Origin of the sequence: Allorhizobium sp. NPDC080224, from assembly GCF_050281005.1 — a bacterium.
Lineage (GTDB): Bacteria > Pseudomonadota > Alphaproteobacteria > Rhizobiales > Rhizobiaceae > Allorhizobium.
The window spans coordinates 102,857-118,159 of sequence record NZ_JBNNWJ010000004.1 but is presented as its reverse complement, the minus strand read 5'-3'; the positions used below and the strand labels follow the sequence as shown (position 1 = coordinate 118,159).

Annotated in this window: 16 protein-coding genes; 8 read left to right on the top strand and 8 right to left on the bottom strand. The window is 61.4% G+C overall.

What is annotated here, in order from left to right; translation table 11 throughout:
- The first annotated feature begins 50 nt into the window (after positions 1–50).
- Complete coding sequence (locus ACQKP1_RS22015) at positions 51–458, top strand: DUF3307 domain-containing protein (RefSeq protein ID WP_203018135.1); 408 nt, start codon at positions 51–53, stop codon at positions 456–458.
- 10 nt (positions 459–468) lie between these two features.
- Here the strand turns inward: ACQKP1_RS22015 and ACQKP1_RS22010 are convergent, their stop codons facing one another.
- Positions 469–1,368 (bottom strand): LysR family transcriptional regulator, encoded by a 900-nt coding sequence (locus tag ACQKP1_RS22010; protein ID WP_427277025.1) that lies wholly within the window; start codon positions 1,366–1,368, stop codon positions 469–471.
- 152 nt (positions 1,369–1,520) lie between these two features.
- Between ACQKP1_RS22010 and ACQKP1_RS22005 the strand changes: the two genes are divergently transcribed.
- The 3 genes from ACQKP1_RS22005 (at position 1,521) to ACQKP1_RS21995 (ending at position 6,051) form a co-directional block, all read left to right on the top strand.
- Positions 1,521–2,804, top strand: coding sequence for an NAD(P)/FAD-dependent oxidoreductase (locus tag ACQKP1_RS22005; RefSeq protein WP_427277024.1), 1,284 nt, complete (start codon positions 1,521–1,523; stop codon positions 2,802–2,804).
- A 38-nt stretch (positions 2,805–2,842) separates the two neighbouring features.
- On the top strand, positions 2,843–4,384 hold the full coding sequence (gene amaB, locus ACQKP1_RS22000) for an L-piperidine-6-carboxylate dehydrogenase (RefSeq protein WP_427277023.1): 1,542 nt from the start codon (positions 2,843–2,845) through the stop codon (positions 4,382–4,384).
- A 125-nt stretch (positions 4,385–4,509) separates the two neighbouring features.
- The gene (locus tag ACQKP1_RS21995; protein WP_427277022.1) at positions 4,510–6,051 is read left to right on the top strand and encodes an AAA family ATPase; all 1,542 of its coding nucleotides are present in this window, start codon (positions 4,510–4,512) and stop codon (positions 6,049–6,051) included.
- Here ACQKP1_RS21995 and ACQKP1_RS21990 read toward each other — a convergent pair.
- From ACQKP1_RS21990 to ACQKP1_RS21975, 4 genes are all read right to left on the bottom strand, one after another.
- Positions 6,038–6,967, bottom strand: a complete 930-nt coding sequence (locus ACQKP1_RS21990) for an energy transducer TonB (RefSeq protein ID WP_427277021.1) — start codon at positions 6,965–6,967, stop codon at positions 6,038–6,040. The genes ACQKP1_RS21995 and ACQKP1_RS21990 overlap by 14 nt on opposite strands.
- The gene (exbD, locus tag ACQKP1_RS21985) at positions 6,964–7,446 is read right to left on the bottom strand and encodes a TonB system transport protein ExbD (protein WP_203018141.1); all 483 of its coding nucleotides are present in this window, start codon (positions 7,444–7,446) and stop codon (positions 6,964–6,966) included. Before exbD ends, ACQKP1_RS21990 begins: the two co-directional genes overlap by 4 nt.
- Before the next feature lie 4 nt (positions 7,447–7,450).
- Positions 7,451–8,641: a tonB-system energizer ExbB gene (gene exbB, locus ACQKP1_RS21980; protein ID WP_427277020.1), complete on the bottom strand. Its 1,191-nt coding sequence runs from the start codon at positions 8,639–8,641 to the stop codon at positions 7,451–7,453.
- Between the two features lie 147 nt (positions 8,642–8,788).
- Positions 8,789–9,721, bottom strand: coding sequence for a 1-phosphofructokinase family hexose kinase (locus ACQKP1_RS21975; RefSeq protein WP_427277019.1), 933 nt, complete (start codon positions 9,719–9,721; stop codon positions 8,789–8,791).
- Positions 9,722–9,951: 230 nt separating this feature from the next.
- Here ACQKP1_RS21975 and ACQKP1_RS21970 point away from each other — a divergent pair, with 230 nt between their 5' ends.
- Positions 9,952–10,572, top strand: coding sequence for a riboflavin synthase subunit alpha (locus ACQKP1_RS21970; protein ID WP_427277018.1), 621 nt, complete (start codon positions 9,952–9,954; stop codon positions 10,570–10,572).
- A gap of 7 nt (positions 10,573–10,579) precedes the next feature.
- Here ACQKP1_RS21970 and ACQKP1_RS21965 read toward each other — a convergent pair whose 3' ends face one another.
- Positions 10,580–10,972, bottom strand: coding sequence for a response regulator (locus ACQKP1_RS21965; protein WP_427277017.1), 393 nt, complete (start codon positions 10,970–10,972; stop codon positions 10,580–10,582).
- A 198-nt stretch (positions 10,973–11,170) separates the two neighbouring features.
- On the opposite strand from ACQKP1_RS21965, the gene ACQKP1_RS21960 reads away from it, so the two are divergent.
- Positions 11,171–11,557 carry a hypothetical protein gene (locus ACQKP1_RS21960; protein ID WP_427277016.1) on the top strand — a complete coding sequence of 129 codons (387 nt, stop codon included), beginning with the start codon at positions 11,171–11,173 and terminating at the stop codon, positions 11,555–11,557.
- Between the two features lie 36 nt (positions 11,558–11,593).
- On the top strand, positions 11,594–12,082 hold the full coding sequence (locus ACQKP1_RS21955; protein WP_427277015.1) for an MgtC/SapB family protein: 489 nt from the start codon (positions 11,594–11,596) through the stop codon (positions 12,080–12,082).
- Between the two features lie 22 nt (positions 12,083–12,104).
- Here ACQKP1_RS21955 and ACQKP1_RS21950 read toward each other — a convergent pair whose 3' ends face one another.
- Positions 12,105–12,893, bottom strand: coding sequence for an SDR family oxidoreductase (locus ACQKP1_RS21950; RefSeq protein ID WP_427277014.1), 789 nt, complete (start codon positions 12,891–12,893; stop codon positions 12,105–12,107).
- The gene (locus ACQKP1_RS21945; protein ID WP_006728162.1) at positions 12,890–13,081 is read right to left on the bottom strand and encodes a DUF3008 family protein; all 192 of its coding nucleotides are present in this window, start codon (positions 13,079–13,081) and stop codon (positions 12,890–12,892) included. The genes ACQKP1_RS21950 and ACQKP1_RS21945 overlap by 4 nt, the downstream gene beginning before the upstream one ends.
- Before the next feature lie 138 nt (positions 13,082–13,219).
- On the opposite strand from ACQKP1_RS21945, the gene glgX reads away from it, so the two are divergent.
- On the top strand, positions 13,220–15,298 hold the full coding sequence (gene glgX / locus ACQKP1_RS21940) for a glycogen debranching protein GlgX (RefSeq protein WP_427277013.1): 2,079 nt from the start codon (positions 13,220–13,222) through the stop codon (positions 15,296–15,298).
- The last annotated feature ends 5 nt before the right edge of the window (positions 15,299–15,303 follow it).

The following is a 15,303-nucleotide window of genomic DNA, read 5'->3' as shown; positions in this document are numbered from 1 at the left end:
TTTGGAGAGTGGTCTATCTTCGGACAGAACATACAGCCGAAGGAATATTCATGCCCACCATCCCGGAGCAAATCGCCAGTGATCTTTTGATCTGGGCCGTCGCTCTGTTCGTCATCAAGCATCTCTTGGCCGATTTTCTGCTTCAGACCGGTTGGATGGCAACAGGCAAGGAGCGGCTTAAAGGGTGGATAGCCCCTTTGTTCGCGCATGTTGTCGTCCATGCCTTGGGAACGCTGTTGATCTGCCTCACGATGGCACCGCAATTCGCCTGGCTTGCGCTTGTCGATCTTGTCGTTCACGGACTGATCGATCGAAGCAAGGCACTGATCCAGCAGCGTTACCACTTCAAGGTAGACCAGGCCGCCTATTGGTGGCTTTTCGGCACCGACCAGACCCTGCACCACTTGACCCATCTCGCTTTCGCCGTCTGGATTGCGGCTGCAGCAAGTTCCCTGTGACCAGAAGCTGCTAGCGCTGGGCAAGCTCCTTGACGATCCAATCCCGGAAGGCAACCAGCGGCGGATAGGCCGCCCTCTCCCGCGGAAAGACGAGATAGTATCGTTGCGCGCTCTGCATCGGGCGATCGACAGCAGCCGTCAGCTCGCCGCGCGCGAGTTCCTCCTGGATGAGGAAGGTCGGAAGCAGCGCCACGCCGAGGCCGCCGATCGCCGCCTGCGACGCGGTGGCGAACTGGTCGAAGAGCATGCCATGCACGGTTTCGAAGGCGACACCGGTTTCCGTGAACCAGCGTTCCCAGGCATCCGGTCGGGTCGTGAGATGCAGCAGAGGCACGCGCAGAAGATCGGATGGCGCTTCGATCCCATGCGCTTGCTTGAAGTCCCGGCTGCATGCAGGGATCGTCTCCTCCCGCATCAAGAGTGTCAGTTCCGCGCCCGGCCAAACCGCATCGCCGAAATGGATCGCCGCATCGATCGAATCCAGTCGGAAGTCGAATGGCGACAGTCGCGTCACCAGATTGATCGTGATCCCGGGATTGGCGGCCAGAAACTGACCGAGGCGCGGGGCGAGCCAACGGGCACCGAATGTCGGTAGGATTGCAAGATTGAGCGTACCGCCATGCGGATTGGCGCGCAGGTTCAAGGACGCGCTGGAGATGCGACGAAGCGCTTCCCGGATCTCGCGGGCATAGCTGTCCCCGGCGACTGTCAGCCGGATCGTCTGACGCTCGCGCAGAAACAGTTCGACACCGAGCTGGCTCTCCAATGCCTTGATCTGTCGGCTGACCGCACTCTGCGTCAGATCGAGCTCCCGTGCCGCCGCCGTGATGCTTCCCGTCCGGGCCGCAGCCTCGAATGCCGTGAGCAGCGAAAGCGATGGAAGGAAGCGGCGGGCAGGCAGCATGGTCATGCCTTTTTGGAATGATCTCTTGAGAATTTATCGTTGGAATGGCGTAGAATGCTCTTCTAGAAATCACAAGACTGTACGGGGCGGAATGACATGGGACACGCAGTGATCTCGTGCGGCCAGCCCCGGCACATTGCAGATCTCGGGGCCACACCATGCTGAACGATCCTCGCTCCCACGGACTTTGGGAAAAGACGGCCCCTGCCGCGCCCCAGACGGCGCCCCTCTACGGCGGCGCAACTGCGGATGTGGTGATCGTCGGCGGCGGCTATACCGGCCTTTCCGCAGCCCTGCACCTCGCCGAAGCCGGCACCAGCGTGATCCTCCTCGAAGCGAAGGAGATCGGCTTCGGCGGTGCAGGCCGCAATGTCGGACTGATTAATGCCGGCATGTGGGTCATGCCCGACGACCTGCCCGGTGAACTCGGCCCAGTCTATGGCGAACGGCTACTGGATCTTCTCGGCAATGGACCTCGCACCGTGATGGAGCTGATCGATCGCCACGGGATCGAATGCGAGCTGGAGCGCTCGGGCACACTTCACTGCGCCGTGGGCAAAGCCGGCCAGAAGGAGATCGAGGCGCGCGCCGAGCAATGGCAGCGCCGCGGCGCACCCGTCGACTTGCTGGACAAGGTCGAAACGGAATCCAAGATCAGCACCCGCGCCTACCAGGGGTCCCTGCTCGATCGCCGCGCCGGCACCTTGCAACCGCTCGCTTACGCCCGGGGCCTCGCCCATGCGGCGATAAAAGCTGGAGCCATCCTGCATACCGCAAGCCCCGTGACATCCTACGAGAAGGCCGCATCGGGATGGCGCGTCTCAACGCCGGAAGGCACAGTCGATGCCCAATGGATCGTCGTCGCAACCGATGCCTACAGCCACGGCCCCTTCGCTGCCGTTCGCGAAGAACAGGTCCACCTGCCCTATTTCAACTTCGCCACCGTCCCCTTGAGCGATAATCTGCGTAAGTCGATACTGACAGAGCGCCAGGGCTGCTGGGACACAAAGGAAGTGCTTTCCTCCTTCCGCATGGACAAGGCCGGCCGTATGGTCTTCGGCAGCGTCGGCGCCCTGCGCGGCACGGGCCTTTCGATCCATCGCGCCTGGGCACGCCGTGCACTGAAGGCGATCTTCCCACAGATCGGCGATATCGCCTTCGAAAGCGAATGGTATGGCCAGATCGGCATGACCACGAACGCCCTGCCCCGCTTCCACAAGTTTGCGCCCGGCGTCATCGGCTTCTCCGGCTACAACGGCCGCGGCATTTCTCCCGGCACCGTTTTCGGCAAGACGATCGCAAGCCACATTCTCGGTCATATCACCGAGGACGAACTGCCCCTGCCACTCACCGATCCACAAGCACCGGCCTTCCGCACCCTGAAGGAAGCATGGTACGAGGCGGGCGCCCAGGTGGCGCATCTGGCCGGCGCACGATTTTGAACGAACAAGAACCAGGTAGACCTGACGGAAGGACCATCATGACCCTCGCCACTCTCAAGTTTTCCGCCGAAACGGCATCGCTGATGGCAAGCTTCGGCGTCGACGCCAAGGCCCTGACCGGCGGCACGCTCTCCGTTCGCTCGCCGATCAACGGCGAGACCATCGCAGCCGTCGCCGAGATCTCCGCCGACGACACCCGCAAGGCTATCGACGCCGCCCACAAGGCCTTCCTCGAATGGCGCCTCGTACCGGCCCCGCAGCGCGGCGAACTGATCCGCCTGCTCGGCGAGGAACTGCGCGCCGCCAAGACCGAACTGGGTCGCCTCGTCTCCATCGAAGTCGGCAAGATCACCTCCGAAGGCCTGGGCGAAGTTCAGGAAATGATCGACATCTGCGATTTCGCCGTTGGCCTCTCCCGCCAGCTTTACGGCCTGACGATCGCGACCGAACGCGCCGAACACCGCATGATGGAAACCTGGCATCCGCTCGGCGTCACCGGCATCATCTCGGCATTCAACTTCCCCGTCGCCGTCTGGTCCTGGAATGCAGCGCTTGCGCTCGTCTGCGGCAACTCGACGATCTGGAAACCCTCGGAAAAGACCCCGCTCACCGCCATCGCCACCCAGGCGATCTTCGAAAAGGCCGTCAAGCGTTACAACGCGCAAGGCGGCAAGGCCCCGGCCAATCTCTCGACACTTCTGATCGGTGGCCGTGACATCGGCGAAATCCTCGTCGACAACCCCAAGGTCCCGCTGATCTCGGCAACCGGCTCGACCGCCATGGGCCGCGCCGTCGGCCCGCGTGTCGCCGCCCGCTTCGGTCGCTCGATCCTCGAGCTCGGCGGCAACAATGCCGCCATCGTCGGCCCGACCGCTGATCTCGACCTGACGCTGCGCGGCGTCGCCTTCTCGGCCATGGGGACCGCCGGCCAGCGCTGCACCACGCTCCGTCGTCTCTTCGTCCACGAAAGCGTCTACGACACGCTCGTCCCGCGCCTGATCAAGGCCTATGGCTCCGTCACTATCGGCAACCCGCTGGAAGCCGGCAATCTGATCGGACCGCTGATCGACAAGGGCTCCTACGAGCGCATGCAGCACGCCCTGGAAGCTGCCAAGGCCAATGGCGGCAAAGTGCATGGCGGTGACCGCGTCCGCTCTGACGAAGCAGCAGATGCCTTCTACGTCCGCCCGGCCCTCGTCGAGATGCTGGAGCAGTGCGGCCCGGTCGTCGAGGAAACCTTCGCGCCGATCCTCTACGTCATCAAGTACTCGAACTTTGACGATGCTCTCGCACTGAACAACGACGTACCGCAGGGCCTCTCCTCGTCGATCTTCACCAATGACATCCGCGAAGCCGAAGCCTTCGTCTCCGACCGTGGTTCGGACTGCGGCATCGCAAACGTCAACATCGGCCCCTCGGGCGCCGAAATCGGTGGCGCCTTCGGTGGTGAAAAGGAAACCGGCGGCGGCCGCGAATCCGGCTCGGACAGCTGGAAGGCCTATATGCGCCGCCAGACCAACACGGTGAACTACGGCCGCACTCTGCCACTCGCCCAGGGCGTCAAGTTCGACATCGAGTAAAGCTATGGAGGGGTCGGCAGCCAACCGCCGGCCCTTCTTTCCTGCGACAATGGTCCATGCGCCAGGCGCTGGCCTTTGATCATCGGATGAGTGAGACTGAAGCAACCGTCAGACATGAGGGATGCATGACAGTCGAGGACCAGTCCGCCGCCATCGCCTTTCTCCGCGATCCCGAGAGCCATGGCATCACCTCGTCTGTCGAGGTGATCGAAACCCATATCTCCCTCATCTTCCTGGCCGGCGACAAGGCCTACAAGCTGAAGCGCGCGGTGAAGCTGCCCTATGCTGACTTCTCGACACTCGATCTCAGAAAACGCTACTGCCACAGAGAAGTGGAGCTGAACTCGCGAACCGCGCCGGAAATCTATTCCGGCGTCAGGGCGATCGGCCGCGACACGACCGGAAAACTCGCTTTCGACGCCGAAGCATCACCCATCGACTACGTGGTCGAAATGCACCGCTTCTCCCAGGACAAGCTGTTCGACAGGATGGCGGAAGCCGGCAACCTGTCCAAGACCTTGATGGAAGAAACGGCCGAACGCATCGCGGACTTTCACGGCATAGCGGAGGTGCTGCACACAGGCAGCGGCCGGGCCAACCTCGCCGCCGTTCTCGATATCAACCATGCCGCTTTTTCCGCGGTGTCTCTGTTTTCGGCCGACGAGACCAATCTGGTGAACTGCCTCTTCCGTGAGGCCCTCGACCGCCACGCTTCATTGCTAAACGAACGTGAGCGCCAAGGCATGATCCGTCACTGCCACGGCGACCTTCATCTGCACAACATCTTCCTCGGGCCCGAGGGTCCGCGCATGTTCGACTGCATTGACTTCAACGAAAGCCTTGCAACGACCGACATCCTCTATGACCTGGCTTTCCTGTTGATGGACCTCTGGCATCGAAACCTGCCGGATTATGCCAGTGCCGTGGTCAATCGCTATCTTGACCGAACGGGCGACGACGCCGGCTATGGGCTCATGCCTTTCCTCCTCGCCTTAAGGGCCGCGATCCGCGCTCATGTCGGCGCGACACTGGTGCGCGACCTCGGAGACCGCTCCGGGCACGACGCGGAGGAAGCGATTGCCTATCGCAATTTGGCGCTCGACCTGCTGCAGCGAAAGGAGCCGGTACTGGTCGCGATCGGGGGACTGAGCGGCTCTGGCAAATCCACCCTCGCCGAAGCCATGGCGCCCCGTCTGGGGCTCGCTCCCGGCGCGCGCCTGCTCGAGAGCGACCGCCTGCGCCGCGTAATGCTCGGCCATCCTCGGGGACATCCCATGCCTCAGGAAGCCTACAAGCCGGAAGTATCAGCACGCGTCTATGCGACCCTCGCTGAAAAGGCGGATGTGGTTCTGAGGTCGGGCGGCTGCGTCGTCGCCAATGCCGTCTTCGCCCATGCTGACGAGAGAACGGCAATCGAGGCGGTCGCGCGGGCGAACCATGTGCCGTTCGTTGGACTGTGGCTGGAGGCGGACCCGGCTGTTCTCAGAGCCCGCGTCGAGGCCCGACCGGTTGTCGACTCGGACGCCACAGTGGGCGTGCTCGACAAGCAATTGCAGAGCGGTACCGGTCTGATCGACTGGCATCGTATCAATGCAGCGAGACCAGCGGCATCTGTTGCCCAGGACGCGCTTGGTTTGGTTGCCGCCTGCAAACTCAGCGAAGGTTGAAGCGCACGGGCGCCGTGATCGTCTTGTTCACGCCGACAGGAGGGGCCGGCACCGGCGAAGCCGCACGCACCATGTCGAGAACCGCGTTGTCGAGCGTCGGATAGCCCGATGAGCGAGACAGGGAGACGGAAAGAACATTGCCGGAATCGTCGATCCTGAACCGGACATAGACGGTGCCTTCTTCCCGGTTGCTGCGGGCAGCACTCGGGTAACGCTTGCGGCGCTCAAGATGCGACATCAGCCGAGACTGCCATCTCGCCGGGGAGACACTGCGACCGGCACCGCTGGCAGTGGCAGCGGCCGCATTGCGGGCCGATTGAGCGACCTCCGCCTTGGCCGTTCGGGCCGCCTGCGAGGCGGGAGGCGTGGCCTGCTTCTTGACCACTTTCTTCGGTGCCGGTTCCTTCTTCTTCTCGATCTCCGGTTTCGGTACCGGCGGACGCAGCATCGGGATCGGAACCTCGACATTCTCCAGTTCCGCCATCAGCATCTGCTCGATCGGATCGATCTCCGGCAGAGGTTCCGGTAGCGGCTCGGGCTCGATCAGCGGCGGGACTTCGGGCTGAAGCTCTGCGACCTCAGGCTCCGGTTCTGGCTCCGGAGGCGGCGGCTCAGGGAGGGGCTGCTCCACAGACTCCGGAATGGGCTCCGGCAGCGGCTCGCTCGTTGCGGTCTTCACCTCTTCCGCATCGACCTGTTCGGTCGAGATCTCGGTCTCGTCGGTGATGACGGCCTCGGGTTCCGGCGCAAGTTCGATCATGATCGCCGGCGGCGGCCCACTATCGGCCATCACCATGTCCGGTTCGCGCAACAGAACAGCCACCGCACCCGCATGGGCCGTGGCGATCAGCACGCTGGCCGTTGTCCACAACAGCCCCTCACCAAGGATCCGTTTCGTGGAGCGAGGCTCGATCATGGTGCGGGTCCTACGGGCTCTGCCGCTGCTGCAGCACCGTCAGGCGCCGGCGTGGCAGCAACCGCTTCAAGCCCCACCAGAGCGATCTTCAGGTATCCCGCATCCCGCAAGAGGTTCATGACCTCCATGAACTGACCGTAATCGACCGTCTTGTCGGCACGCAGGAAGATGCGCGCGTCCTTGTTACCTTCGGTCATCCGGTCGAGCGACGTGCCGAGCGTCTCGCGTGCGACGGTATCGTTTCCAAGCGCCAGACTCATGTCTTCCTTGAGCGTGACATAAACTGGCTCGTCGGGACGTTCGGCCGGCTTCGCCGTGGACGCCGGGAGATCGACATTGACATCGACCGTCGACAAGGGTGCCGCGACCATGAAGATGATCAACAGCACCAGCATGACGTCGATGAAGGGCGTCACGTTGATCTCGTGGTTCTCCGCCAGATCGTCGCCAGAACCGTTTTCCCTGATACCACCGGCCATTGGTTTACTCCGCCGCCATCGCCATGGACTTGGTCGCCTGGGCGATGCGGGCACTCTTGCGGAAGTCGAGATCACGGCTCACCAGTCGCTCGATGCCGGCACCGGCATCGGCGAGAAGCTGGCGATAGCCCGTCACGGATCGTGCAAAGACGTTGTAAATGATGACAGCCGGAATGGCCGCGACGAGACCGATGGCTGTGGCCAGCAGCGCTTCTGCGATACCCGGCGCGACGACGGCAAGATTGGTAGTCTGCGTCTCGGCAATGCCGATGAACGAATTCATGATACCCCAGACCGTGCCGAACAGACCGACAAAGGGTGCTGTGGAGCCGATGCTGGCGAGAACGCCCGTGCCCTTCGACATGCGGCGTCCTGCACCGGCTTCGATCCGCGCCAGCGCCGAGCCAACGCGCTCCTTGACGCCTTCGCCACCCACCTGATCGATCGCCGCATCGGAAAGGCTGACCTCATGCTGGGCGGCACGCACCATGGTCGCCACCACGCCACCGCGATTTTCGAGGGCTTGGAGGGCGTCACGCAATTGGCGGGCATTCGCGACGGCCTTGAGCCCGCGCTTGGCGCGCGCCCGCGCACCGAAAAGCTGCAAAGATTTCGCAAGCCACACCGTCCAGGTCAGAACCGAAGCCACAGCCAGCGAAATCATCACTGATTTAACCACCCAATCGGCAGCCATGAACATGCCCTCAGGCGAGAGATCATGCGGCATGGTCTTCATCGGCGGTACATCCGTGCCCGTGTCGGCGGGGACCGCATCGACCTCGGAGGGAAGAGCATCCGTCGGAGATTGCGCGGCTTCGACGCCGGTGGCAGCAGCATCGGCCGGCTGCACGGGAGAAGGAGGCGTGGCAGCGTCGGAGACTGGGACCTGCGGGCTCGGAGTAGCAACGGCCTCAGGTGCTGGTGGAGAAGCCTCACTGTTGGGGTTCGCAGGCGAAACGGGAGCGGCCGTCGCTGCCGGAGGCGTGGAAGCGTCGGGCTGCGTTACGACGCGAGGCGACGTTGCAGAGCTTTCACGTGTAGCCGGCGCAGCTGTCGCGCCAGTCTGAGGCGAGACGACAGGTGTTTGCGTGGCCGCCGGAGCCGGCTGCTGCGCCTGCACCAGTGATGCAGACAGAAGAAAAGTAAGAAGAAGGCCAAATCGCTTCAGCGAAGGTCCCGAATGGTTGAGCGACATTGGGAGCTCCTTATGAACTTGTGATACAAAACAGGCGCTCATCCCGCGCCGTCACGCTGCCTTCCCCATATAAAACTTGATAAACGGTGACAAGTAATAAAACAACCAAAGCGCGGTTTTCCCGGCGTCGCAATCGCTCCTTGGCGATCAGCTGCCTTTTTGCCGCTCGCGCTCGTAGAGATCGACGACATCCTTCTGGCGGCAGAGCTCCGTGCCCGGCGTCATGACAGCCGCAGCACCGGCCGCCTGGCCGAAACGGAAGGCGTCGCCGATAGCGTAGCCCTGGGCCAGTGACCACACCATGCCCGCGACAAAGCTGTCGCCAGCCCCAGTCGCAGAATTGACCGGCACATCGATCGCCGGCAGGCGAATGATCTCGTCGGCAGAGGCAAGGATCGCACCGTCGCCCCCGAGGGTGACGGCGATATGTTCGGCAGCGCCCGTGCGGACATGCGCCTGCGCTGCTGCCCCCACCTCCTCATGCGCCAGCTTACGCCCCAGGATGGCTTCGAACTCACCGAGGCTGGGCTTTACCAGGAACATCCGCGATCGCGACAATGCCTGCGAAAGCGGAGCTCCGGACGTATCGAGGACGAACCTGCCACCCCGCGCCGCGACGAGATCCGCAAGACGCACATAGGTGTCATCAGGCACGCCCCTCGGCAGGCTGCCACTTGCGACGACATAATCGGCATCGCTAGCTGCGACCGCATCGAATACGGGCTCGAGCTCTGCCTCGGTTACCAGCGGGCCTTCCGGCACGAAACGATATTCGAGATTGGTCGAGGTCTCATGCACGGCAAAAGCCACCCGAACGGGATCGTGAATCCGGAATGTTCGCTCCATGATCGGCAGGGGTTTCAACATGGCCTCAAGCAATTCGCCCGTGGCCCCGCCTGACAGGAACATCAGCTCGCATGTCCCGCCGAGGGTGACGATGACGCGGGCGACATTGATCCCGCCGCCACCTGGAAATTGCTGTTGATTATAGGTTCGGGTCTTGTGGGTGTGACGCACCACCTCCGCGTCGCTGGAGATGTCGATCGCCGGATTGAGTGCGAGGCAAAGGATTTTGGTCATAGAAGGGGCCACCATGGAAAAGTCGGAGTGCCAGACTGCAACAAAGCTACGACAGATCTAGGACAGCCAGGGACCTGTCCGCAACCCGATCGAAAGCCGCAGGTGCTCAACTGATGGGAGATCACCGCGTTCCCGATTGCCCAGATGGTGAACACTGAGGTATTGCCGCGGGGCATTGTCTTTGGCGCCTGAGACATTACCTTCCCAACGCATTCACCGAGGAAAGCAGCATGTATACCGGCATCGTCCAGACAGTCGCCCCGATCAAATCCGTCATCCGCCATGATGGCTACACGACGTTCTACGTCGAATTCCCTGAGCGGCTGATGGTGGATCTGCAATTGGGTGCAAGTGTTTCGGTCGAAGGCGTATGTCTCTCCGTAACCTCGATGGAGGGCACTGTCGTCACTTTCGACGCCATGGACGCAACGCTCGAGCGCACCAATCTGGGCACGCTTCAGGCCGGGGACCGCGTCAACATCGAACGCTCGGCCAAGCCGACCGACGAAAATGGCGGCCACAACATTGCCGGACATATCGCGACAACTGCCGAACTCGTGGCGTCGAAGATGGAAATGCCGGGTGCGTTCATCCGTTTCCGCGTGCCCGAGGAATGGGCGAAATATGTCTTCAAGCGGGGCTATCTTGCCGTGAACGGCGCAAGCCTTACGGTGGCGGAGGCCGAAGACGACACATTTACGATCAACCTCATCCCGGAAACGCTGCGCCAAACCACGTTTCCACGTTACAAAGCTGGCGATGCCCTGAACATCGAGGTCGATCACCAAACCATGGTGATGGTTGATGTGGTTGAGCGCACGCTCGAACGCTTGATGTCCAAGCGCGCCTGACGCGATATTAGTGCTGCCCACCCGGTCGCGGCGGCGGCACGTCGTTCAGGATGGAAACCAGAACCTTCCCGTAGTCTGCAGGCTTCGGTGCGCAAAGCTCCGGCGGTATGCCGTTCTGCTCGATCTCCCGGATGGCTGATCCCGAGACGATGCGAAACGGTATTCCGCTGCGGCGCAAGCGCTGAACGATCGGCGTCACGTCCCCATCACGAACCTTGAAGTCAAGGATCGCCCCAGAAATGTGCTCGTTTTCGAGAATTTCGAGCGCGTCTCGGACCGTTTCGGTCGTGATGACATTGACCCCGGCGCGCGCAACCGCGTCGGCGGCGTCCATGGAAATGAAGACATCGTCTTCGACAATGAGGATCGTATCGATGGCAAGGGGCTGTCTTGGTCTCATCTTCGTTCTCCTTTTGCCACCACAACGCCCACAACCCCTGTTTGTTCAGATTTTCATAAATTGCCAAACGATATGGTAAACATAGACTTAACAGCCCAAGCAAAGCACATGTTACTCGCATAAATGGAACCTGCGGCCCGATGGAACATCCCTGCGAAGCCACGCGTTTCCCATGCCGGAAACCACGGGAGATCATCCATGCAGATCATCGGAACGGAAGTCATTGAAGGCCACGATGCAAAAGGTGGCTTTGTCGTCGAATTCCTCGGAGACGGTGGCGAGAAGGTATCGGTCCATATGGCACAGTCTGAAAACGGCGGCCTGAACCGAGACAACGCCCTGCAGAAGGCACAAGTTCTGCTCGTGCAGGCGAGCCGCTTCGGCGCAACCGCCGAAAGCGAAGGCGGTGACGGCGCCGATGAACCGAGCGATGCGGTCGAAAGCCTGCGTCAGGAGCAGCACGAAAAGGTTGACAGCAAGAATAGCGAGTCAGCACTGCAGGAGGGTCTCGAAGATACCTTCCCTGCAAGTGATCCCGTATCTGCGTCCTATACATCCACCATTGCCAGCGACCGGAAACATTGATCCTGAAGGAAATCGGTACCGTCAGGAATTCGGCAAATGCCCTCTGAACTGAACAGCTTCGGCACCGCGACCACTCTGGAACTGTCGGCCATCGTCATCAGGCTACTGATCGCGATGGTCTGCGGTGCCTGTATCGGCCTGGAGCGCGAATGGCGCAGTCACGCTGCCGGCTTGCGGACCCATATTCTCGTCTGCCTGTCGGCGGCGATCGTGGCAATCCTGACGATCGAGATCGCCCATCACGGCGCCTTCGATCGGGAAGAGATCCGACTTGACCCGCTCCGTCTGGTCGAAGCAGTCACCGCAGGTGTCGCCTTCCTTGCGGCTGGAATGATTGTCTTCAACAAGGGAGAAGTGAAAGGTCTGACGACGGGCGCTGGCCTCTGGTTTGCCGGTTCCATTGGCCTCTCTTGCGGTCTCGGTTTTTGGCAGATCGGCTTTATTGCAAGCGGTTTTGCGCTCGGCGTGCTTTGGCTATTGCGGCTGATTGAACACCGACTGCCGCTTCCTCCCGAGCGCGACTGAAGTCGCGCTCGGCAAGGCGATCCTACCTCAACAGGCTCTGGCCACCATCGACCCAGATCGGCGTTCCGGTCACATGGCGCGATGCATCAGACGTGAGAAAGCCAATCACATCGGCCACCTCCTCTATCGTGCCGGGTTCCCCACCCGTCAAAGGAATGTCGCCGTCAGGGAAGGTCACCGGCACCTCGGTCTGATCCTTCTTGCGAATACGCGTATTGTCGTCGATTTCGGTCTCAATCGCGCCCGGGCAAACTGCATTGATCCGGATGCCATGGCGCCCGAGCTCGAGCGCCAACTGCTGCACCATGGCAAGTTGGGCGGCCTTGGTCGCCGAATAGGCTGTTGCACCCGGTGAGGTGAACGTGCGGGTCCCATTAATCGAGGAAATCACCACGATCGAGCCACCGTTCTTCTTCATATGCGGCACAGCGTGATGCAGGGTGAGATAGGTGCCGCGCAGGTTGATCGCGATCGTCTTGTCGAATTCCTCGGGCTTGAGGTCATCGATCGGCGCCCAAGTGCCGTTGATCCCGGCATTTGCGACGACGATGTCCAGCCACTTTCGTTCGTTGACCAGTCGCGCCAGCGCCTCTTCCATCTCCTTGTGATCGCTCACATCGGCAACCAGCACCATCCCCTCGCCACCGGCCCCACGGATTTCGGCGAGCGTTTCGTCCAACTCCTCTCGGGTCCGCCCTAACAAGCCGACGAAAGCTCCACTCTCGGCCAGATTGAGAGAGGCTCCCTTGCCGATCCCGGAGCCTGCTCCAGTCACCAGGGCGGTTCTCCCTTTAAGTTCGTCGCGGCTCATGACTTGCCCTCGACATGCTCAGGCTTGCCCTGACGCTTCGTCGAGGCGAGCTCTTCAAGCTCTTTCTTGCTCATGCTCTTTTCCATGCTGCGCGACGCGCCCTTGAGATCGGACACCTTTGCCTCGCCCCGTTTTGCGGCCAGTGCTGCGCCAGCCGCTTTCTGCTGCGCCTTAGATTTCGCAGGCATCTTTGCCCCTCCTGTTCGGTTCAATCTCGCTGCGAGGCAAACCGGCCAAGGAGCTGAAAGTTCCTGCCGGAGAAGGGCTTGGAACAAAGCTTCGCGTTCGGGAATTAAGCTGCGCAACTCCAGACATCAGAGGATCAGATGGACGCCATGAGCACGCATTTTCATGTCACGCCGGGCGAATGGCACAGTCTCGGCGCGTGCTTCGATGGAGAGGGCACGAACTTTGCCCTCTTTTCCGCCCATGCGGAACGCGTTGAGCTCTGCCTGTTCGATGACAGCGGCAGCGTCGAGATCGCTCGCCTCGAGCTTCCGGAATACACGAACGAGGTCTGGCATGGCTATGTGCCGGGCGTGAGGCCTGGCCAGCTTTATGGCTACCGAGTTCACGGACCCTACGAGCCGGAAAACGGTCATCGTTTCAATCCGAACAAGCTGCTCCTCGACCCCTATGCCCGGGAAATCGTCGGCGATTTCGCCTGGTCGAAGGCCCATTTCGGCTATGATTTCGACGCGGAAGAAAAGGATCTCTCCTTCAACGCACTTGACAGCGCGTCATGCTCGCCGAAATGCCGGGTCATTGATCCGAACGAAAGCCGCATTTCAAACGGCTTCGCCCGTATCCCCTGGGCCGAAACGATCGTCTACGAGACCCATGTCAAAGGCTTCACCAAGCTTCATCCCGCGATCCCTGACAATCTCAGGGGCACGTTCGAGGGACTCGGCCACAAGGCAGCGGTCGACTACGTAAAGAGCCTCGGCATCACCTCGATCGAACTCCTGCCGGTGCATGCCTTCCCGGACGACAGCCACCTGATGGACAAGGGGCTTCATAACTTCTGGGGTTACAACACGATCGGTTTCTTCTCGCCCGCGAGCCGGTATTACGGTCCCAAAGGCCTGCTGGGCTTCCGCGACATGGTGCGCGCTTTCCACGATGCCGGGATCGAAGTCATTCTCGACGTCGTCTACAACCACACGGCTGAAGGCAATGAACTCGGCCCGACGCTCTCCTTCAAGGGCATCGACAATTTCTCCTACTACCGGACGATGCCGGACAACCATCGTTACTACATTAACGACACGGGCACCGGTAACACGGTCAACACGTCCCATCCGCGTGTCCTGCAGATGGTGATGGACAGCCTGCGTTACTGGGCGGAGGAAATGCATGTCGACGGCTTCCGCTTTGATCTCGGCACCATCCTTGGCCGAGAGCCGGAAGGTTTCGACCAGCGCGGTGGCTTCTTCGACGCCGTCACCCAGGATCCGGTCCTGTCGAAGGTGAAGCTCATCGGCGAGCCCTGGGACATCGGCCCCGGAGGCTATCAGGTCGGTGGCTTCCCGCCGGGCTGGGCCGAATGGAACGACAAGTATCGCGATTCAACCCGCGAGTACTGGTTAAACGCCGACAACACCTCTCAAGACTTTGCTGCCCGCCTCCTCGGCTCAGGCGACATCTACGACCTGCGCGGCCGTCGCCCTTGGGCAAGCGTCAACTTCATCACCGCCCATGACGGCTTCACCCTGAACGACCTTGTTTCCTACGACCAGAAGCACAACGAAGCGAATGGCGAGGACAACAACGACGGCCATGACCATAATCGCAGCCACAATTACGGCCACGAAGGCCCGACGGACGATGCGGAGATCAATGCGATCCGTGACCGCCAGAAGCGCAACCTCCTGGCCACCCTGTTCTTCTCCCACGGTACGCCCATGCTGCTGGCAGGCGACGAATTCGGCCGCTCGCAGATGGGCAACAACAACGGCTATTGCCAGGACAGCGAGATCAGCTGGCTGCACTGGGAACACCTTCCGCAGACCTGTGAAGACCTTCGGGAATTCACACGCCGGCTGATTGCTCTCCGCAAGGAGCAACCTCTGCTGCGCCGCTCGAACTGGCGCGATGGCATGATCATCGACTGGTACCATGTCGAAGGCGGCCATCAGGAAGCCGAGCACTGGTACGATGGCAACCCGCTGGCATTGAAGCTCCTGAGGCCGGACCTCGAAAGCGAAGAGGGTGTATGGCAGGAGGTGCTTTTGCTCTTCAATCCGGTCGCCGAGGACATTGATTTTGTCCTTCCTGAAACCGGCGGCGGGAATTGGCAACTCGAGCTCACGACCTTCGACGTGGAGAGACACGGCGATATCGCGGAAGAGGGCAAGGCCTTCAGGCTGGAGGCGCGGTCGCTGGCTCTACTCAGACGCGCCTGACCGAC